The 19510-nt window shown below is 72.0% G+C and carries 16 protein-coding genes; 3 read left to right on the forward strand and 13 right to left on the reverse strand.

Going from position 1 to position 19510, the window contains the following annotated elements:
• Nucleotides 1-14: 14 nt before the first annotated feature.
• The 8 genes from lpdA to OG254_RS05890 form a co-directional block, all read right to left on the reverse strand.
• The gene (lpdA, locus tag OG254_RS05855) at nt 15-1427 is read right to left on the reverse strand and encodes a dihydrolipoyl dehydrogenase (RefSeq protein WP_405577918.1); all 1413 of its coding nucleotides are present in this window, start codon (nt 1425-1427) and stop codon (nt 15-17) included.
• Between the two features lie 196 nt (nt 1428-1623).
• The gene (locus OG254_RS05860) at nt 1624-2358 is read right to left on the reverse strand and encodes a hypothetical protein (protein ID WP_405577920.1); all 735 of its coding nucleotides are present in this window, start codon (nt 2356-2358) and stop codon (nt 1624-1626) included.
• Nucleotides 2359-2638: 280 nt separating this feature from the next.
• A complete protein-coding gene (locus OG254_RS05865; protein WP_405577922.1) occupies nt 2639-5800 on the reverse strand; it encodes an amidohydrolase family protein in 3162 nt (1053 codons plus the stop codon).
• Nucleotides 5801-5984: 184 nt separating this feature from the next.
• Entirely contained in the window at nt 5985-6347 is a 363-nt protein-coding gene (locus OG254_RS05870; RefSeq protein ID WP_405577924.1) for a nuclear transport factor 2 family protein, read from the reverse strand.
• Nucleotides 6348-6501: 154 nt separating this feature from the next.
• Nucleotides 6502-6954 carry a MarR family winged helix-turn-helix transcriptional regulator gene (locus OG254_RS05875; protein WP_405577926.1) on the reverse strand — a complete coding sequence of 151 codons (453 nt, stop codon included), beginning with the start codon at nt 6952-6954 and terminating at the stop codon, nt 6502-6504.
• Between the two features lie 140 nt (nt 6955-7094).
• Nucleotides 7095-7640: a hypothetical protein gene (locus OG254_RS05880; protein WP_405577928.1), complete on the reverse strand. Its 546-nt coding sequence runs from the start codon at nt 7638-7640 to the stop codon at nt 7095-7097.
• 407 nt (nt 7641-8047) lie between these two features.
• A complete protein-coding gene (locus OG254_RS05885) occupies nt 8048-9295 on the reverse strand; it encodes a 3-deoxy-7-phosphoheptulonate synthase (protein ID WP_405577930.1) in 1248 nt (415 codons plus the stop codon).
• Nucleotides 9296-9346: 51 nt separating this feature from the next.
• The gene (locus OG254_RS05890; protein WP_405577932.1) at nt 9347-10852 is read right to left on the reverse strand and encodes a class I adenylate-forming enzyme family protein; all 1506 of its coding nucleotides are present in this window, start codon (nt 10850-10852) and stop codon (nt 9347-9349) included.
• A 216-nt stretch (nt 10853-11068) separates the two neighbouring features.
• On the opposite strand from OG254_RS05890, the gene OG254_RS05895 reads away from it, so the two are divergent.
• From OG254_RS05895 to OG254_RS05905, 3 genes are all read left to right on the forward strand, one after another.
• A complete protein-coding gene (locus tag OG254_RS05895) occupies nt 11069-11968 on the forward strand; it encodes a diiron oxygenase (protein ID WP_405577934.1) in 900 nt (299 codons plus the stop codon).
• Between the two features lie 87 nt (nt 11969-12055).
• The gene (gene pabB, locus OG254_RS05900; protein WP_405577936.1) at nt 12056-14194 is read left to right on the forward strand and encodes an aminodeoxychorismate synthase component I; all 2139 of its coding nucleotides are present in this window, start codon (nt 12056-12058) and stop codon (nt 14192-14194) included.
• Between the two features lie 65 nt (nt 14195-14259).
• Nucleotides 14260-14982: a hypothetical protein gene (locus OG254_RS05905; RefSeq protein WP_405577938.1), complete on the forward strand. Its 723-nt coding sequence runs from the start codon at nt 14260-14262 to the stop codon at nt 14980-14982.
• Between the two features lie 211 nt (nt 14983-15193).
• On the opposite strand, the gene OG254_RS05910 is transcribed toward OG254_RS05905, so the two are convergent.
• Genes OG254_RS05910 through OG254_RS05930 form a run of 5 tightly spaced genes read right to left on the reverse strand, consistent with a single transcriptional unit; the run spans nt 15194 to nt 19441 of the window.
• Nucleotides 15194-15913 (reverse strand): 2-hydroxychromene-2-carboxylate isomerase, encoded by a 720-nt coding sequence (locus OG254_RS05910; RefSeq protein WP_405577940.1) that lies wholly within the window; start codon nt 15911-15913, stop codon nt 15194-15196.
• A 60-nt stretch (nt 15914-15973) separates the two neighbouring features.
• The gene (gene fabG, locus OG254_RS05915) at nt 15974-16720 is read right to left on the reverse strand and encodes a 3-oxoacyl-[acyl-carrier-protein] reductase (RefSeq protein WP_351201317.1); all 747 of its coding nucleotides are present in this window, start codon (nt 16718-16720) and stop codon (nt 15974-15976) included.
• A gap of 39 nt (nt 16721-16759) precedes the next feature.
• A complete protein-coding gene (locus tag OG254_RS05920; RefSeq protein WP_405577942.1) occupies nt 16760-17872 on the reverse strand; it encodes a beta-ketoacyl synthase N-terminal-like domain-containing protein in 1113 nt (370 codons plus the stop codon).
• A gap of 28 nt (nt 17873-17900) precedes the next feature.
• Nucleotides 17901-19157, reverse strand: a complete 1257-nt coding sequence (locus OG254_RS05925; protein ID WP_405594859.1) for a beta-ketoacyl-[acyl-carrier-protein] synthase family protein — start codon at nt 19155-19157, stop codon at nt 17901-17903.
• Nucleotides 19158-19177: 20 nt separating this feature from the next.
• On the reverse strand, nt 19178-19441 hold the full coding sequence (locus tag OG254_RS05930; protein ID WP_351201321.1) for an acyl carrier protein: 264 nt from the start codon (nt 19439-19441) through the stop codon (nt 19178-19180).
• Nucleotides 19442-19510 lie beyond the last annotated feature (69 nt).

Here is a 19510-nt window from a genome sequence, read left to right on the forward strand (position 1 = left end):
CTGCGGCTGCGGCGTCAGAAGTTGATCATGTGACCCGCGAGGCCGTGCACCGCCTCCTTGACCGCCTCTCCGAGCGTGGGGTGGGCGTGGACGTTGCGGGCGACCTCGTGCACGGTGAGGTCCCACTGCTGGGCCAGGGTCAGCTCGGGCAGCAGCTCGGTGACGTCCGGGCCGATGAGGTGGCCGCCGAGGAGTTCGCCGTACTTCGCGTCGCTGATCAGCTTCACGAAGCCGGTCGCGTCACCGAGGCCGTGCGACTTGCCGTTCGCCGTGAACGGGAACTTCGCCACCTTCACGTCGAAGCCACGCTCGCGGGCCTGCGCCTCGGTCCAGCCGAAGCTGGCGATCTGCGGCTGGCAGTAGGTGGCCCGCGGGATCATCACATAGTCCAGCTCCATCGTCTCGGCGTCCGCAATGGTCTCGGCGGCGACGATGCCCATCGCCTCGGCGGCGTGCGCGAGCATCAGCTTCGCCGTGACATCGCCGATGGCGTAGATGTGCGGGACGGAGGTACGGCAGCGGCCGTCGATGTCGATCGCGCCGCGTTCGGTGACGGTCACGCCGGTCTTGTCCAGGCCATAGCCCTCGATGTTCGGCTGGAAGCCGATCGCCTGGAGTACCTTGTCGGCCTCCAGGACCTGCTGGGTGCCGTCCTTGACGGTGACCGTGACGCGCACCATCTCGCCGGACTCGTCGACCGTGTCGACCCGCGTCGAGGTCAGCACGTCGATGCCCAGCCGGCGGTACTGCTTGGCGAGTTCGGCGGAGACCTCGACGTCCTCCAGCGGGGCCATGCGGTCCAGGAACTCGACGATGGTGACCTTCACACCGTAGTTGTGAAGGACGTATGCGAACTCGACGCCGATGGCGCCGGCGCCCGCGATGACGATCGAGCGCGGCAGCTCCTCGGCCAGGATCTGCTCCTCGAAGGTCACCACGCGCGCGCTGCGCCGGGTGCCGGGGAGCAGCTTGGGCGCGGCGCCGGTGGCGATGATGCAGTTGTCGAAGCCGATGGTGCGGGTGTTGCCGTCGTAGCCGGCCACCTGGAGGGTGTGCGGGTCGAGGAAGGTGCCGCGGCCGTCGATCTCGGTGATCTTGTTTTTCTTCATCAGGTAGTGGACGCCCTTGACCCGGCCGTCGGCGACCTTGCGGCTGCGGCGGAAGGCCTCGCCGTAGTCGAAGGTGACCTGTCCGTCCACCTGGATGCCGAAGGTCTTCGCCTCGCGGGTGAAGATGTGCGCCAGTTCGGCGTTGCGCAGCAGGGCCTTGCTGGGGATGCAGCCCACGTTCAGACAGACGCCGCCCCAGTACTTCTCCTCCACGACCGCCACCCGCTTGCCCAGCTGGGCGGCTCGGATGGCGGCGACATAACCGCCGGGGCCGGCGCCGAGGACCACGACGTCGAAGCGCTCGTCCTGCTCGACCATGGAGGGTTCCTTCCTGAGTGCGACGTCCTGCTCTGCCGGTGCCGGACTTCCGTCGGGGACGGTGTCCGGCTTCTTCCAGCATGACCGCATCCACGAGTTCGTGTGGCGATGCGGGAGCGTGACGGTGATCTCAGGAGGGGTGTGCCGCGGCGATCGGGGCGGTTCCCCGGCGTGTCAGTCCGGGGAGCGGTGTGTGTCAGCCCAGGCAGAGGAGGTTGAGCACGCAGAGCTGCGCCGGCGTGGTCTCCTGCGGTGCCGGGTTCGCCGGCGCGGGGGTCGCTCCGGAGTCCGCGCCGTCCGTCGGGGCCGGGGCCGGCGTCTGCTGCTCGGCCGCCTCGCCGCCACCGCTGCCGGAGCCGGTCCCGCCGGAGGGCTGGGTGACGGTCTGCGTCTGCGGGACCGTGGTCGCGGTGGGACGCGGGGTGGAGGCGGCGTCCGGTCGGGTGAACTGACGTGTGGTGCGCGAGGTGGTGACGGATTCGCGAGCGGCGTTCGTCGGCGACGGATGTGAGGACGGCGTGTCCGTGCCCGGGGTCGTGCCGGTGTCCGACGGGGTGGACGCCGGGCGGGTGAGCTCCGTCCTCTGCTGCTCCGGGAGCCCCACGTTCGGCCGTTCCGGCGCGGTGGCCGCCTGGGCCTTGTCGCCGGAACCCCGGTCCATCGACGCGACGGTCAGACCGCCGCCGACCAGGGCGACGGCGGTCGCGACCACGGCCCGGCGCTGGTTCTTCTTCCAGCGGGCCCGCTGCCGACGCCGCGCGGCCCGGCCCTGCGGGGCTGCGGGCACGCCTTCGACGCCTTCCACGTCGCCGGCCGGTGCCGTCTCGTCCGGCTCGGCCGACGGCGGCGTCTCGTCACGGAAGTAACCGTCGTACCAGGTGTCGACCGCAGGGTTCTCCCAGGACGTCGCCGCACCCGGCGCGGTCGACAAGGCGGGACCCCCTGCCGCGGAGGGAGCGATGTCCGGGGCGTAGGCGCCGCACCCGGGGCACACGAGAGCCCCGTTGAGATGCCGACGGCACGAGGAGCAGTAGTCCATCTACGGTCTTTCTGGCTTGACTGCGCCATCGGCCCTGGTCGGCCGCGGCCTGGTCACGTTCGCACTCGGGATCGAACGGCCAGAACGCTAACGAGGCTTTCGAGAGGCTGTGTGCAGCCTGAGTGATACTCCTGCGCAGATGTCTCTCGAAGTGTGTGTGAGCCGTGCCCCGTCAGAGGTCACAGCACCCCTCGCGGCGCATACGGCGGCTCACCTCCAGCCACTTCTCCTGCGCGCGTCGCCCGGTGGCCGGGTCGAAGGCGTCCACCAGGTCCGACTGCTCGAACAGGACGCCGCCCCGCAGGACCGCCGCCGTACGGATCAGCGTGGCGAAGTCGGTGAACGGGTCGCCGTCCACGACCGTGAGATCGGCCAGTTTGCCCTCCTCCAGCGTGCCGAGGTCGGCGTCGGCGCCGAAGACCCGCGCGGGCAGCAGGGTCGCGGTGCGCAGCGCCTCGGCCGGTGAGAGGCCGGCGCGATGGAGGGCGCGCAGGGCGAGATGCAGATGCAGTCCGACCGGGACGATCGGCTGGTCCGTGCCGAGCGCGACCAGCCCGCCGTCGGCGAGGATCCCCCGGTAGACATCCATCTCCCGTCCCAGGGTGGCCAGTTGGGCGTCGGTGGGCGGTTGCCCGGCCTGCTCGCGGACGAGCGCGGTGTCCCACGGCGGCATGAGCGCGGTGACGCGCGGGTCGTCCGCGAGCGCGGGGTCGGCGCCGAGGAGGGCCAGCGCCGTGAACGGGGTCGCCACGAGGTGGAAGTCGGCGGCGGTGTAGATCTCCTTCACATCCTGGTACGAGCGCCCGGTCGCGGAGGTGGCGTGCCCGAACTCCAGCCGCTGGGTGGCCTGCAAATGAGTGGTCAGGTCCTGCCCCAGCTGGACACCCGGGCTGCACAGATGGCTGCCGCTGCGCACGCCGAGCCGCTCGTGCCCGAAGTCCGCGGCCTCCTTCATCACCCAGCCCGGGGCACGGACGTAGGTCTTCACGAAGTCCCAGTCCAGCGCCTGGCCACGCGCGAGCGAGCGGCGCAGGCCCGCACGGGTGCGGTGGGCGCGGCCCATGCTGTAGGCGACGCGCGCCCCGTCGAGCAGCTCGCCGGTGGCCAGCAGCCGGGGCCCGGCGAGGACGCCGGCCACGACGGCCTCCCGGATGCGGGCCTGCTCGTAGGCGAAGCCGCCCAGCGAGACGGCCGTCGTGATGCCGTAGGCGAGCTGGAGCGCGGTCTGCCGGCCGCCGTAGGTGGTCTGCCAGGGGTGGGTGTGCGCGTCCCACAGGCCCGGGATCACGGTGCGCTCGCTCGCGTCGACGCGGCGTTCGGCGGGGTGACCCGCGCGGTGCGGGGTCACCTCCGCGACCCGGCCGTCGCGGATCACCAGGTCGAGGTCCTCGCGGACCTGCGCGCCGGTGCCGTCCCAGAATCGGCCCGCGTGCACGACCGTGTCCGCCGGGCGCGGTCGGCGGTAGTCCAGCGGGACGCGGACGGTACGGGTCCTGCCGTCGCGGATGTCGATGAGGCGCAGGCGGCCCGCGCAGAGGTAGAGCAGGGTGCGGGCGTCGGCGGACCAGGACGGGTGGTCGGCGGGTTCGGTGGTGAGCCGGCGTGGCTCGCCGTCCGGGGTGCCGTCGGCGCGGACCGGCAGCAGCCACAGCGCCGACTCCGCGACCACGGCCATCCAGCGGCCGTCCGGGGACCAGACGGGGCCGGAGTCGTAGCGGTCGGACAGCGAGGTGTGCGGGGCGAGCGCGTGCAGGGCTGCGGTCCCGGTGGTGGTGTCGACGACGCGGATGAGGTTGTAGCCCTCCCGGAAGCGCTGGTTGATGCGGTTGCGGTCGCAGAGCGTCACATACCGGCCGTCGGGCGACCAGCTGGGCCGGCCGGGCAGTCCGGCCGCGGCGAGCGGTGCGGCGACGACCCGTTCGGCGCCGTCGGGCAGGTCACGCACCACGAGGTTGCCGGACATGTCCAGGCACGCCAGCCGCGTCCCGTCGGGCGAGAGCGCGGGGAAGACCCGGCCGCCCTCGGCGAGCACGGTCTCCTCGCCGGAGCCGAGGTCGCGGCGCCGTACGGCGAACAGTCCGTCGCGGTCGTCGGCGTACACCAGCGCCGTGCCGTCGGGCGTCCAGACCGGCGCCAGCACATAGCGGGTGGACGGGACTTGCAGCACTTTGCGGGGCGCGTGGCCGCCCGTGGTCCCGGTGGTCCACAGCGCGTTGAGCGCGGCGAAGGCGACGCGCCGGCCGTCCGGTGACAGGGAGGGCAGGTGCAGCGCGCGGACGGGACGGGTGCCGGCGGGCTCGAAGTCGTAGGCCTTGCCGCGGTAGCGGGGCCGGGGCACGTCCAGTGTGGCGGTGAACGGGATCTCCTCACCGCCGCCCGGCGCGTCCGGGTCGACCAGGCGGAAGTGTCCGTCGACCGTGAGCAGCAGCCGCTCGCCCTGCGTCCAGCGGGGCGGCGCGGGCAGGAGGTCGCCCGCCACGGGCACGGGCGTGCCGTCCACGACGAGTGTGCAGGAGGCCGCGGGCGAGCCGGTGGTGCGCAGGTACGCGAGCCGCCCCGCCGCCGAGACGGCGGGGGTCATGAGCTGGGCGCCGGAGTCGTCGGTGTGCTCGATGGTGACCGGTCCCGAGCCGTCGGAGGCGACCGATGCGACGGTGGTCGCGCGCAGTGTGCCGGTGGCGGTGACGCCTGCCCGCACGAAGAGGACGCGCTCGCCGTCGGGCGACCACGCCGGGTCGAAGTCCTCCCAGCGGCCGTCCTGCCCGGGGCCCTCCTGGCCGGGGCGTCCGGTCAGCTGTGTCAGCTCGCCGGTGCTCAGGTCCACGATCCAGACGCGGTACGGGGCGCCGGTCACGGTGTCGCCGCCGCGCTCGGAGGCGAACGCGATCCGGGTGCCGTCCGGCGACCATGCCGGGCCCCGGTCGTCCCACGGCCCGTCGGTGAGCCTGCGCAGGCCGGAGCCGTCCGGCCGCAGCGTCCAGAGGTGGAAGCCCCCGCCGTGGTAGGCGCAGACGACGAGCCGGCTGCCGTCGGGTGAGAACTGCGGGCGGGTGGGTTCGAGGCCGGGCGAGGTGAGCGGTACGGCGGTGCCGCCCTGCCTCGGGATGGACCAGAGCACGTTCTGGACCTCGGCGACGAGCCGGTCACCGGAGGGGGCGAGGGTGGCGGAGCCGCCCGTGGCGGCGGTGAAGGAGAGGGTGGTCGTACCGGAGTCGGCGGCCGCGGCCTGCGGGCCGCCGGTGGTGAGCGCCGCGGCGGTGGCGGTGGCCTGAAGGAATCTGCGGCGGGAGAGCGGGCCGAGTGTGAGGGCGCCGGAGGCGTCTTCGGTGTCCAAGTGAGCTCCCAGTGCGCGGAGTTGGCGGATCGAAAGGGAGGGACCACTGGTGGCAAACGTACGGCGCGGGGCCCGGTTACGGGCCCCGCGCCGTCGTTTCTCGGCCGTTCCTCTGGACACCGAGGGCGGCCAGGCTGGATCTGTTCCCTATCGGCCCCCGGTATCCGGCATCCGACGACCGCGGTCAGACGCGGCCCGTCGCCGCGGCCTTGCGGAGTTCCTCCGCGTCGTAGATCACCTCGGCGCGGACGAGTACGCCGTCACGGACTTCGAGCAGTTCGGCGGCCGTCATGGTGCCGGGGACAGCGGTGAGGTTCCAGGAAACGAAGGCGCAGGCCGTGTCCCCGTCGACGAATCGGTGGCGAACGGTGAAATCGGTGGCGGCCGGGCCGAATTGCCCGGCCATCGCGCGGAAGCCGTCTGCGGAATCGAAGTTGCCCACCGGACCGACGAAGACGAAGTCGTCCGCGAGGGGAACCTCGCTCATGTCTCCGGCACGGTTGATCCAGGCGTCGTAGTACCGCTCGACGATTTCTGCCGTGGTCATGCGACCAACTCCCGTAGAGAAGTGTGCAGGTGGCCGTGGGCACGCCGGTGCCGACGGCTCATTCACGTCGGTTGGAAATACTAGTGGTCGAGCGACAAGGGCGCAGAAGCTCCGCAGCGGAGGTGCCTGAATTCGGCCGTGCTTAAACGGCAGGTCAAATGCCGATGCGCTTGACCAATTCCCGCAGGTCCGGATCGGCGTTCGCCCGGTCGAAGGCTGCGGCGAGGGTCTGGAGATAGGCCGGAATTGCGGCGTCCAGGGTCTCGCGACCGGATGCGGTGATGGCCGTGAATACGCCGCGTCTGTCCTTCTCGTAGTGAATACGCTCGACGAGATCCTGCCGCTCCAGACGGGTGACCAGGCGACTCACCGAGCTCTGGTTCATGCCGACCGCCTCGGCCAGCGCCTGCATCCGCAGTCCGGGACGACCGCTCCCGGAGACCTGGGCGAGCGCCTCCAGCGCGGTGTATTCGCTCAGCGACAGCCCGAACCTGTCCTGGAGGGCCTTCTCGACCAGCTCGGACACCTGGGTGTGGAAGGCGACGAGCTTGTTCCAGGCACCCTGCTCCATCTGGGTGGCCTGTCGTTCCGATGCGCTCTGACTCATCGCTACTACCCTCCTGACGCCGGAGGAGCAGCTCGCGGCAACCAACAACGGTACAACTACCTAATGTACTCGTAAAGGTACGCGCAATCATTGCACAGGACCACATCCACTCGCCACCGGACCACCATGGAGACCCGGACCTATGGGTGTGGCCGAAAATCCGTACTCCGGGCCACGATCTCGAAGCATTCGGCGGACTCGTGCCGCGTACTGCCGTGCAACCGCTGGACGTGCGCCACATACGATTCGGCCGTTCCGGGCCCGAGCGCCGCGCGCAGCCCGGCGCCGCCGAGCCGGACCGCGCTCGCCAGTGCCGCGTAGTGACCGGAGTCGGCCGGCGCCTTCGCCACCGCTTCGACCGTGAAGCCTGCCGCCGTGAGCGCGCTCGTCCACTGACGTGACGCCCGATGGCCACCGGGCAGGTCGGTCCCGGTGACGATCACGATCCCGCCTTCGGACCCGAGGACACGCCGCCAGCCCCGGGCGGCGACCGCGAGCGGGGTGGAGGGCCAGAAGTCGAGCGCCACGACGACATCGAAGGACGCGACGGGCAGGTCGAGTTCGTCCAGGTGCGCCACGGTGAAATCGAGATCGGGGGCGACCGGCACCGGGTGCGGCCGCGCCGCCGTACCGGCGGCCTCCCGTACTCCGACGACCTGGAACTCCTTGGATTCCAGATCCGTCATACCCCGTTGACGCAGCAACGCGCCGATATCCAGAATTCGTTGACCGGACCGCACCCCGGCGCGGGCTAATATCCGGCGGGTCTCTGTCGTTTCACTGTCGTTGGCCTCGGTGTCCGGTGGTCGCATCCGGTGACTTGCGTCACGAGGCTCGATCGAATCTTGATTGACCGGGTTTCGTACGGCCATGCACGCCCCCATCATCCCCGTTATGGACCAACTGCCGTCCTCCTGGAATCAATTGACAGCAGCGATCCCCGCACAAGCGTACTCCATCCCACCGCACTCCCCCGGACGATTCAGCCCGGGAGTGGACGACTTGGTGCAGGCCGACTTGGCACTTGCACGGGAAGTGACGATCGAGTGAAGGAAGGGTGAGTGAGGGCGAAGCAATGCGCGCAGGCGCGAAGTCAGATTCGCGCCAACTGTTCAGTGAAACGCTCCACGGTTTCCATGGTCTGATCGGCATTCAGCCTGGGGTCGCAAGCGGTGCGGTAGGCGCGCGGCAGATCGTTTTCGGAGATTCCGCAACGACCCCCGACGCATTCGGTGACGGACTCGGCGGTGCTCTCCAGGTGCAGGCCGCCGGGCCGGCCGCCGCCGCGGCACACGGCCCGTACGAACGCCTCGGTCTCGGCGAGCACCGCCCGCAGATGCCGGGTCTTGTGGCCGGTCGCGGCCCGGACGGTGTTGCCGTGCATCGGGTCGCACAGCCACACGGCCGCATGGCCCGCCGCATGGACGGCCTCCACCAGCGGCGTCAGGCGGTCCTCGATCCGGTCCGCGCCCATCCGGGAGATCAGGACCAGACGGCCGGGCCGGCGGTCGGGGTCGAGCGTCGCGGCCAGCCGCACGACCTCACCGGGCGTCATCCCGGGGCCCACCTTGCAGCCGACCGGGTTCAACAGCCCGGCGAGGAAGCGCACATGGGCGCCGTCGGGGTGGCGGGTCCGCTCGCCCGTCCAGGGCAGGTGGGTCGAGGTCAGGACCCAGGCCTGTGCCTCGGTGTCCCATCTGGTCAGGGGCTCCTCGTAGTCCAGGACGAGGGACTCGTGGCTGGTCCACAGCGCGGGCAGGCCGTCGCCCCAGTGCCCGCGCATGGGCAGCCCCTCGTCGGCGGCGCGGCGCAGCAGGAACAGGGTGCGGGCGGCGTGTTCGTATCCCCAGAGCATCCGGCGTGGATCGGGGCGGCGGGCGGTCGCGTCCGGTGCCATGTCGTTGACCAGGAAACCCCGGAACGCGGGCATCCGGACGCCGTCGACCTCCTCCGTCTGTGACGAACGGGGCTTGGCGAACTGCCCGGCGATCCGGCCCACGGTGAGCACGGGCAGCGCGAGCCCGTCCTCGACGATCCGGGAGACGTCCCGGAACAGCGCCAGGGTCCGGCCGATGCCCGCCGGGGTCGCCGGGGCGAACGGCTCGGCGCAGTCGCCCATCTGGATCACCATCCCCCGGCCGTAGGCCACTTCGGCGAGCCGGCGCCGTAGCGCCAGCACCTCCTCGGCGCTCACCAGGGCGGCGCGCGCGGCGAGTTGGCCGTGCGCCTGCCGCAGGCGGTCGTCGTGCGGCCAGCCGGGCGGTTGCCCGGCCGGCAGCCCGCGCCAGCGCGCCGGATGCCACGGGGCTCGGCTCTGGAGCGAGGACATCGTCACCACCACGCCATCACCTGCATCGGTTCGCGTCCTCCCTGTCGCACGGTGGTCGCCATGTCAGGGGCGTCCGTCCGCCATGTCCCGGAGGATCGTCTTGAGGATCTTGCCGGAGCGGTTGCGCGGCAGGGTGTCCAGGAACGTGATCAGGGCGGGCCGGTGATGGCCGGCCAGTTCCGCCGCGATCAGCCGGGTGAGTTCGTCGGGGCTGGGGCGGGCCGCCGGGGCGGGCACCACATAGGCGATCGGCACCTCGCCGTGCGCCGGGTCGGGCCGGCCCACCACAGCGGTGTCGGCGACTCCGGCGTGCGAGAGCAGCACCCGCTCGATCTCCGCCGGGTGCACGTCACGCCCACCGGTGGTGATCACGTCGGTCTGCCGGCCGACGAGCGTGAGATAGCCGGCCGCGTCCGCCCGGCCGAGGTCTCCGGTGTGCAGCCAGCCACCGCGGGTGGCCTCGGCGGTGGCCCGGGGGTCTGCCCAGTAACCGCGCATCAGGCTGTCGCTGCGCACACAGATCTCGCCGTTCTCCCCCGGGTCCGCCTCGGTGCCGTCCGGTCGGCGGATCCGCACGTCGACGCCGGGCAGGGGCCGGCCCGCACCGAGCGCGGGGTGCCGGTCGGGCGGCGTCCGCGGGTCCGGGTGCTCGTGCGGGGCGAGCATGGCGAAGTGACCGCCGGCCTCGGCGGCGCCGTACGCCTGCCGGAAGGCGCAGCCGAAGGTGCGGGCGGCGTCGCGGTAGACCTCCCAGGGCAGCGGGGCGCCGCCGTAGACGATCTCCCGGAGACTGCCGGTGTCGTGGGGGCGTGTGCGAGCCGCGTGGAGAAGGTGCCGGAGGGTTTCCGGGTCGAGCCACAGGTGCGTGGCCCGATGCCGGGTCACCGCCTCCAGCGTGCGGTGCGGGGCGGATGCGGGTGGCAGGACGATGCGGGCGCCGCCCGCCATGTACGTGAACGACATGGCGACGCTGCCGTGGAACAACGGTGCGCAGTTGACGAAGGTCGCCTCCTCGACCGGACCGGCCGCCGCGAGCCAGGCGAGACAGACCTGCATCAGGCTCCGGTGGTCCCAGACCACCGCGCGGGCTCGGCCGGTGGTCGCCGAGGTGTGCATGACGGCGACGGGGTCGTCGGGGCGTACCTGTGGCCAAGGGCCTTGGTACGGCGGCAGGTCGGACAGGTCGCTGTGGGAGCCTGCGAGGTCCAGAGCGACCGGTAGGCCGAGGTCGGCCGCCCAGGTGTGGTTCGCGAGGTCCGTGAGGACGGCCACCGCGCCGGTCCGCCGGGCGACGGCGGCCGTCTCCTGCGCGGGGCCGAGGGAGTCGACGGGTACGGCCACGGCGCCGATCCGGGCCAGGGCGAAGTACGCCTCGAACACCTCGATCCGCTCCGGGGCCGGGAGCAGGACCCGGTCACCCGGTCCCAGGCCCTGTGCGAGCAGCCCGCCGGCGAGGGTGTGCACCCGCTCGGCCAGCTCGCTCCATGTCACGGCGCGCCGCTCGTCCACCAGGGCGGTGCGTCCGGCGCGCCAACGGCGGTTGCGGTCCAGGATCTGCGTCAGCCACATGCGAGGTCATCCGTCCGACGGTTCGTCATCGAGTCCTGCGGAGCGGCTCATCGAGCCGAGGGGGCTTCCATCCAGAGTATAGACCCATACAATGTATGCATGAGTATTGATTCTTCAGACGAACGGACAGGGGCCCCCGGGAGCCGGGGCGGCGCGCCTCCCGGGTTACCGGCCCACGACCCGACGCACCCCGTCGAGAACGCCGTGATCAGCCGTTTGTCGGGCAATTGGCATCGGCGCGCGGCGGTCAAACGCCAGGAGCCGGACCTGGACGACCTGTTCGAGCCGGACCGGCCCGACTGCCCCGACAGCCTGCTGCCGTTCCGCGACCACCCGACCTATCTCGCGCTGGACGACGAGACGAAGGCGAGGCTGCACGCCTGGGGCTGGATCGCGTTCAACAAGAACGTCCAGGACATCGAGCAGCGGGTGGTCAATCCCGGGTTCGCCCTGATGGCGGCCGACGCGTTCGACACCGGGCTCGGCGAGTCCATGACGGTGGCCGTGACGCAGGCGATGGTGGACGAGCAGTACCACACCCTGATGCACCTCAACGCCAGTGCGGTGACCCGCCGTCGGCGCGGCTGGGCCATGCCCGACGCCGCGCTGCCGCTCGGCCACAAGGCCCGCCGCCACGAGGAGCGCCTGGCCGCCGCGGCGACGCCGGCCCTGCGCGAACTGGACCAGCTCGCCTACACCACCGTCGCCGAGATCTCCATCAACGCCTATCTCGACCTCGTCGCGGACGACGCGGAGGTCCAGCCGATCAACCGCGTCACCGCCGACCTCCACAACCGCGACGAGTACTGCCACTCCTCGATCGCCGCCGAGGTCGCCATGGCCGCCTACGCCCACCTGTCCGCCGAGCACCGGCGGTTGTTCCTCGCGGCGCTCGCCGACGGCATGGAGGCCTTCGCGGCGAACGACTACACGACCTGGCACCGAATCATCGAGCTGACGAACGTGCCGGGCGGCCGGCAGATGCTCCAGGACATGGCCGCGTCGGCGGCGCGCAAGCGGCTGCTGCAGGACTTCAGCGGGCTGCACCGGCTGTGCCGCGAGATGGACGTCCTCGACGAGCTGCCCTTCGACTGGTCGACCGTCTCCGTCGGCTGACGAGCCGTCCCCGCCCTGACCCGAGTCCGACCGTCGGCGGCACCCGCACCCACCACCGGCGACCGCTTACGACCCTCTGAAGGGGCCATGCGCACACTGCTGATCGACAACTACGACTCCTACACCTACAACCTCTTCCAGCTGTTGGCCGAGACCTACGGCCATGAGCCGACCGTCGTGCCCAACGACGACCCGGCCTGGAGTCGGCTGGACGTCGACGCGTTCGACGCGGCGGTGATCTCACCGGGCCCCGGGCATCCTGCGGGACAACGGGACTTCGGGCATTCGCGTGCCCTGCTGGAGCACACCGGCCTGCCCGTCCTCGGGGTCTGCCTCGGGCACCAGGGCATCGGGCTGCTGGCCGGCGCGCGGGTGGTCGGCGCGCCCGAGCCGCGCCACGGCCACCTCACGACCGTCGAGCACGACGGCAGTGACATCTTCGCCGGTCTGCCCGACCGCTTCACCGCCGTGCGCTACCACTCGCTGTGCGTCGCCGAGCCCCTGCCGCCGCAGCTGGAGGTGACGGCGCGGGCCGAGGACGGCGTCATCATGGGGCTGCGCCATCGTGAACTGCCGCGGTGGGGCGTGCAGTTCCACCCCGAGTCGATCTCCACCGAGTACGGCGCCGAGCTGATGGCGAACTTCCGGCGACTGGCGCTCGCGGCCCACCCCGGACGGCGATTGCCGCCGCCGCGCACCGCCGGCCCGGTCCGGCCGCCCGCGACCGCGGCCACGGGCCCCTCCCCGGTACCCGACCTGCGCGCCCATGTGCGGTGCCTGGAGCGGGCCGTGGACGCGGAGTCGGCGTTCACCGCCCTGCACGGCGGCAGCAGCCGGGCGTTCTGGCTCGACAGCGCCCATGTGGAGCCCGGCCTGTCCCGCTTCTCCTTCATGGGCGACGCAGACGGGCCGGGCGGCGAGGTGCTCACCTACCGGGTCGGCGACGCGTCCGTGATCGTCGAACCCTCCGGCGCCATCCCTTATCTGGAGCACGGCACCATCTTCGACGTCCTGGACACCCGGCTCCGCCGCCGGGTCACCGGCACCGAGGAGCTGCCGTTCGACCTCTCCGGCGGCTATGTCGGCTACTTCGGCTACGAGTTGAAGGCCGACACCGGCGCCGACAACGCCCACCGTGCCCCGGCGCCGGACGCGATGTGGCTGCGGGCGCACCGCTTCCTGGCCGTCGACCACCTGGAGGGGCGTACCTATCTGGTCGGCCTCGCCGAGCCGGCGGACGCCGCGGTCACCGAGGAGTGGCTGGACCGCACGGCCGCGATGCTGCGTACCCTCCCGGACGCCGTGGCGGCGAGGCCCGTCCCGAACGCGGCCGAGCCGGACGTCACCCGATGGCTGGCCCGGCCCCGCGAGCAGTACCTGTCCGACATCACCGCCTCCCAGCGCCAGTTGCACGCCGGCGAGAGCTACGAGATCTGCCTCACCAACAGCCTGCATCTGCCCGCCCCGGCCGACGATCTGGCCTACTACCGCAGGCTGCGCAGGCTGAACCCGGCGCCGTACGGGGCGCTGCTGCGGCTGGGCGAACTCTCCGTCTTCTGCTCCTCGCCCGAGCGGTTCCTGCGCATCGACCGCGAACGGACGGTGGAGAGCAAGCCGATCAAGGGGACGACCCGCCGCAACCCGGACCCCGCGCTCGACGAGGCCCTGCGCGCGTCCCTGCCGAGCGACCCGAAGACCCGCGCCGAGAACCTGATGATCGTCGACCTGCTGCGCAACGACCTCGGCCGGATATGCCAGGTCGGCAGCGTGCATGTGCCGGCCTTCATGGCGACCGAGTCGTACACGACCGTGCACCAGCTGGTGTCCACCGTGCGCGGCACCCTGCGTCCGGGCGCTAGCGCCGTCGACTGCGTCAAGGCGTGCTTCCCCGGCGGGTCGATGACCGGCGCGCCCAAGCTGCGCACCATGGAGATCATCGACTCTCTGGAGGACCAGGCCCGCGGCATCTACTCGGGCGCTCTCGGCTTCCTCGGCTACTCCGGCACGGCGGATCTCAACATCGTGATCCGTACGGCCGTACGGTGGCGCGAGAAGCTGAGTGTCGGGGCGGGCGGGGCGATCGTGCTCGACTCGCAGCCGCTCGCCGAGTACGACGAGATGCTGGTCAAGGCGGAGGCCACGCTGCGGGCGCTGCCCCTGGCCGCCGCCGACACACCAGGATCCGAAGCTCCCGTGGCCCGCTCGCTCGGCGATCGCATCGGCTAGCTTGGGTCGCGGGCCTGATCCCGGCCGCGCACGCGGCCACCGCACCCGCGACATGCCGACCGGAGGTGGCATTGTTTGCCAGCGAGCAGCTCAAGCTGTTGGCCGAATCGGGATGGAACACCTGCGGCTCCGTACGCGAGGGCGTCCGGCGGGCCGGGCTTCCCCTCCCGACGGCCGCGTATCTCAAGCGCACCGTCGACGCCTCACGTTGGGATCGTGCGGAGCGCGCCGTGGAGGCACTGCGAGCGCACTTCAAGGACTCCCGGTTCGCCGACGAGGCTGTCTTCGGCATCCTGCTGGTGCCCGACCCCGACAAGCTCGACACCCGGGGCGCGGTCGATCCGGCGATGCGCGCCGACCAGACCGGGAAGACCGGCAAGGGCGCGGTCGATGTGGTCGACCGCGCCCTCCCGGCGGGCCGGCTGGCGGTGCCGCCGGGCACCGACTGGACGCCGGTCGCCACCGTCACCGGCCCGGCCGGGCTGCACTTCGGCAGCTACGACGACATCACGGCCGCGGACGCCGGGACCTTCACGGTGGACGGCGTCGACACCCGGGACCTGATGGTGCGCCAGATCTGGGGCGCACGGGTCCTTCAGTCCGGGAGCGAGCTGCCGGACTGCGAGGTCGGAGGCGGCTGGACGTTCACACTGTTCCCCGGCGAGCCCCAGGTCGACGGCAAGGCCGCGTCGGGCACGGTGCTGCACGACAAGGTGCGGTTCCGGTTGGGGCGCAGTGATCGGGGGATCGCGGTGGTGCGGGTTTGTCCGGGGTTGGTGGTGGGGTGATGGGGGGCTCGGCGGTCGGCCTATGAGCCCGTCGGGTGAGCAGGGCGTAGGCGCGCCGGTCGGGTGATCAGTCGGCTCAGCAGGGCCGCGGCCGGCCGGTCGGCCGAGTTGGCCGACCGGCCGACGTCGTCAGACCACCTGGCCTCGCCTGCTCACCGGCACCATCGGCCCACCCACCCCACATGCCAAGCGCCCGGCGCCACGTTCGGCGTCAGCCGCAGCCGCCCGCATGGCCGTGGTCGCTCGAGTGTGCGTCGACGGCCGGGACCGGTGCGGTCGGCGGCGTAGCGGGGATCGGTGCCGGCTCCTCCCCCAACTCCCCCAGTACCTCCAGGAAGTCCGCGAGCCGGTCGATGCCCCAGAACTTCTGGCGGCGGTGGATGAAGAACGGGACGCCGAAGACGTCGTCGCGGTGGATGTCGAGGAGTGCCCGGACGCCCTCGGCGCGGACGTGGTCGTCGTCGGAGGCCTTCTCCGCGGCGGCCGGGTCGACTCCGACGTCGGCGGCGAGTCGGCCGATGGTCGCGCGGTCGGAGATGTCGAGGTTCTCCTGCCAACGGGCGCGGTAGACGCGGTCGATGAACGCGAGGCCCCGCCCCTCGGCCGCCGCCACCACATAGGCGAGGTGGGACGCCTCCCACCAGGGCTCGACGTCCTGCGGCCAGGTCACCGTGAGTCCGCGCCGGGCGGCCAGGCGGCGCACGTCCCCGAGCATGTACAGGTGCTTCTCGCGTGACATCGGCGTATAGGGGAAGCGCCCGCCGGCCTCGGCGAGCAGCCGCTCGCTGTGCGCGTCGGGCTCCCAGAACGGCCGCCACTCCAGGGCGTCCACGACATGCGGACGTCGGGTGGTGAGGTCGTGGAAGGCCAGCCAGGAGTACGGGCTGCGGAAGGAGAAGTAGATACGGGGACGACGCGGTGCGGGCGCCATGGCGACCTCCTCGGACGCAGTCGGGGCAGTCGGACGCGGATGGATGCCGTCGGTCGGTCGCTAGATCGTGATCCCGCCGTCCACCTGCACCACGGCTCCGGTGATGTACGACGCCCGGTCCGACGCCAGGAACCCGACCAGCCCCGCCACCTCCTCCACCGTGCCGAACCGGCCCAACGGCACGCTGTCGACGGCCCGTTGGTGTTCGCGCTCGCGCAGCACCGCCGTCATGTCGGTTTCGATGAAGCCGGGCGCGACGGCGTTCGCCCGGACGCCGAAGCCGCCCACCTCCTTCGCGAGCGCGCGGGTGAAGCCGATGATCCCGGCCTTGGAGGCGGAGTAGTTGGTCTGGCGGGGATTGCCGTAGACGCCCGAGACCGAGGACAGGGTGACGACGACCCCGCGCCGCCGCTTCATCATGCCCATGATCACCGCGTGGCAGGCGGTGAAGGTGCCGTCCAGATTGATCCGCAGGACCTGTCGCCAGTCCTCGTCGGTCATGGTCACCAACGGGTTGTCCCGGGTGACGCCGGCCGACGTGACGAGCACCTCGACGGGCCCCAACTCCTCCTCGACGTCCCGGACCAGGGCCCTGACGTCGTCCGGGTCGGTCACGTCGACCTGACGGGACAGGACCCGGGCGCCGAGCTCCTCGGCCTCCTTCTCCACCTCCCGGGCCGCGTCGGAGCGGGATCGGTAGCAGAAGGCCACGTCGTGTCCGTCCCCGGCGAGTTGGCGTACGACGGCGCGGCCGATGCCGCGGGAGCCGCCGGTCACCAGCGCGACGGGCCGCCGGTCGTGGTCCATGGGTGATCCTCTCGTGAACGGTGTCGGTCGGCAGGCGGTTCAGGCGAGGCGCAGCACGGCACAGCCGACCACGCCGTCGGGGTCGGCGGTGGTGACCAGTGCCGGCCGTCCGGTCGCCGTCGGATCGCCCTCGGCACTCGCCAGGAGGGCGGCGATCTGGAAGGCGGCGGACGCGGCGCCCGTGTCGCCGAGCAGGCCGGTGCAGGACAGGCGGAGAGGGTCGTGGTCGCCCAGCACCTCGGCGAGCGCGGTGCGTTCCCGGTCCGCGTACGGTCCGGGCGTGTCCGCGGGGGCGATGGCCCACAGGTCGGCCGCCGTCAGGCCGGTGCGCCGCAGGGCGCGGCGTACACAGTCGGCGAGTACGGGTCCGGCGTCCTTCTCGTCTGCGGGCAGGGCGATCTCGACGGCCGCCACCTCGGCGAGAGGCGTCCGGCCGGAGCCGGTGCCGGCGTCGCCGCCCGCTTCGAGCAGGAGCACCGCGCACCCCTCACCGGTCAGCGGCGCCTGGTCGGGCTCGGCGAGTGCGCGGTCGGCGTGGGCGTGCCAGTCCAGCCAGGCGCGTTCGGCGGAGAACTCCTCGGCCGCGCCGCACACGACGGTGCGCGCGTGGCCACAGCGCTGCAGCCGCCGGGCGTGGTTGAGTGCGAGCAGGGCGGAGGCCCGGCCCCCGGCAATGGTGACGTTGGGCCCGCGCAGTCCGTGCCGGATCGCCGACTGTCCCGCTGCGCAGTTCATGACGGTGTTGGGGAAGCGGGCAGGGTCGACCAGATAGGGCCGGTCCTCGGTCAGCGAGTCCCGCGTGAAGCTCATGATGCTGCCCACGCTGCCGTTCGAGGTGCCGAGGACGAGGCCGGTGTCCTCGTCGAGCCCCGGGATGCGCGCGCCGTGGCCGTCGTCGAGCAGCCGGCCCACGGCGGCGACGGCGAGCCCGGTGACCCGGTCCATCGACCGGGTGCCCTTGCGGCCCAGCAACTCGCGCGGCTCCCCGCCGGGTACGAGGCAGGCCCGGTCGGTGGGCGCGGCCCATCGCTCGGGGTCCAGCGTGGTGACGGCCTGCCGCTTCGACCGTACGCCGGCACTGAACGTCTCCCGTCCGACGCCGAAGGCGGACGCCGCCGACCAGGCGGAGATGACCGGTCCCACGGTGCTCATCGGCAACCCCCGTGCGGCGTACGGCCGTTCATGCCGCTCCCCTTTCCTCCAGGCGGGCGTCCAGGACGCCGTCGTGCTCGTAACGGCCCAGGATCAGGACGGCGTTGTTGCCGCCGAAGGCCAGCGCGTTGTTCTGCACCACCTTCAGGTCGGCGTCGATCGCCCGGTTGGGCACGCAGTCGATGTCGCATTCCGGGTCGGTCTCCACATGGTTGATCGTCGGCGGGATGAAGCCCTCGCGCAGGGCGAGCGTGCAGGCGATCGCGGCGAGGGCGCTGGCCGCGCCCATGGTGTGGCCGATCATCGACTTGATGGAGACCATGCGGGGCGGTGTGCCGCCGAAGACCTGACGGATCGCACGGGCCTCGCTGACGTCGTTGGCCTTGGTGCCGGTGCCGTGCGCGGAGATCAGGTCGACGTCGTCGGCGGTGACGCCGGCGTTGTCGTGGGCCAGGCGCACACAGCGGGCGAAGCTGTCCTCGTTGGGCGCCACGGGATGGTCGGCGTCGCAGTTCAGGCCGTAGCCCAGCACCTCGGCGTGGATGCGCGCGCCCCGCGCGAGGGCCGAGTCCAGGCTCTCCAGCAGCATCATCCCGGCGCCCTCGCCGGTGAGGATGCCCTTGCGGTCGCGGTCGAAGGGCTGGCAGCGCTCGGGGGCGATGGTGCCCAGGCGGTAGAAGCCGGCGAATGTCTTGAGGCAGACGGCGTCCGCTCCGCCGCACAGCGCGAACTCGAACTCGCCGGTGCGCACCGCGTCGTAGCCGTAGCCGATGGCGTAGTTGCCGGCCGCGCAGGCGGTCGGCAGGGTCACGGCCTCGACGTCGACCAGCCCGAGTTCCCGGGCGGCGGCCACCGACAGCCGGCCGGCCGGGACCCGGCGGGCCACGACCGGGTCCATGCGCTCAGGGCCGAGTTCCACTTCCTGCCGGGTCAGCCCGTCGAGGTCGCGGGACTCGCCGTCGGTGGTGCCCACGGAGACCAGCGAGCGCACGGCGCGCAGGTCATCGATGGGGAGGGCCGCGTCCGCCACGGCCATCCGGGCGGCAGCGGCGGCGAAGTGGCTCGCCCTGCCGTACTCGCGCAGCGGCAGCCGGGTGACGAAGCGGGCGGCGTCGAACTCGGTGATCTCGCACGCCCGGGAGTGGTCGAAGCCGCTCGCGTCGAAGGAGGTGATGGGCCCGGCCCCGCTGCGTCCGGCGCGCAGCCCGGTGAGGAACTCCTCGGCTCCGATCCCGATGCTGGTCACGGCGCCGAGGCCGGTGACGACGACGCGCCGCGGTGTCATGGTCGGTGACACGCCGCCGCCTACCGCCGGGCCGCGGCGGCCTCGGCCACCACCTCGTACACGCTCTCCAGGTTCACCATGCGGGCGAGTTCCTGCTGGGCGATGGTGATCTTGAACGTCTTCTCCAGGGAGGCGAGGATCTCGATGGCGAGCAGGGAGTCGGCCTCGTGGTCCTCCTTGAAGCGGCTGGTGCGGGTCATCTCGTCGGGTTCGAGTTCGAGGATGTCCGCCACGAGCTCCTTGATCTGGTTCTCCCGCTCCGCGGTGATGTCGGTGCTGGTCATGTCTGTGCTCCTTCTGTCGCATCAGCCGCCGTGTCGGGCGGCCCCCTGTCTGACGCGGCACCGGCCGGG

Source organism: Streptomyces sp. NBC_01092 (assembly GCF_045039535.1).
Classification (GTDB): Bacteria; Actinomycetota; Actinomycetes; order Streptomycetales; family Streptomycetaceae; genus Streptomyces.

Excerpts from the sequence above, each read along its gene's own strand:
- lpdA (WP_405577918.1), bottom strand. The coding sequence starts at position 1,427 with ATGGTCGAGCAGGACGAGCGCTTCGACGTCGTGGTCCTCGGCGCCGGC.
- OG254_RS05870 (WP_405577924.1), bottom strand. The coding sequence starts at position 6,347 with ATGACCACGGCAGAAATCGTCGAGCGGTACTACGACGCCTGGATCAAC.
- OG254_RS05875 (WP_405577926.1), bottom strand. The coding sequence starts at position 6,954 with ATGAGTCAGAGCGCATCGGAACGACAGGCCACCCAGATGGAGCAGGGT.
- OG254_RS05880 (WP_405577928.1), bottom strand. The coding sequence starts at position 7,640 with ATGACGGATCTGGAATCCAAGGAGTTCCAGGTCGTCGGAGTACGGGAG.
- OG254_RS05890 (WP_405577932.1), bottom strand. The coding sequence starts at position 10,852 with ATGTGGCTGACGCAGATCCTGGACCGCAACCGCCGTTGGCGCGCCGGA.
- pabB (WP_405577936.1), top strand. The coding sequence starts at position 12,056 with ATGCGCACACTGCTGATCGACAACTACGACTCCTACACCTACAACCTC.
- OG254_RS05910 (WP_405577940.1), bottom strand. The coding sequence starts at position 15,913 with ATGGCGCCCGCACCGCGTCGTCCCCGTATCTACTTCTCCTTCCGCAGC.
- fabG (WP_351201317.1), bottom strand. The coding sequence starts at position 16,720 with ATGGACCACGACCGGCGGCCCGTCGCGCTGGTGACCGGCGGCTCCCGC.
- OG254_RS05920 (WP_405577942.1), bottom strand. The coding sequence starts at position 17,872 with ATGAGCACCGTGGGACCGGTCATCTCCGCCTGGTCGGCGGCGTCCGCC.
- OG254_RS05925 (WP_405594859.1), bottom strand. The coding sequence starts at position 19,157 with ATGACACCGCGGCGCGTCGTCGTCACCGGCCTCGGCGCCGTGACCAGC.
- OG254_RS05930 (WP_351201321.1), bottom strand. The coding sequence starts at position 19,441 with ATGACCAGCACCGACATCACCGCGGAGCGGGAGAACCAGATCAAGGAG.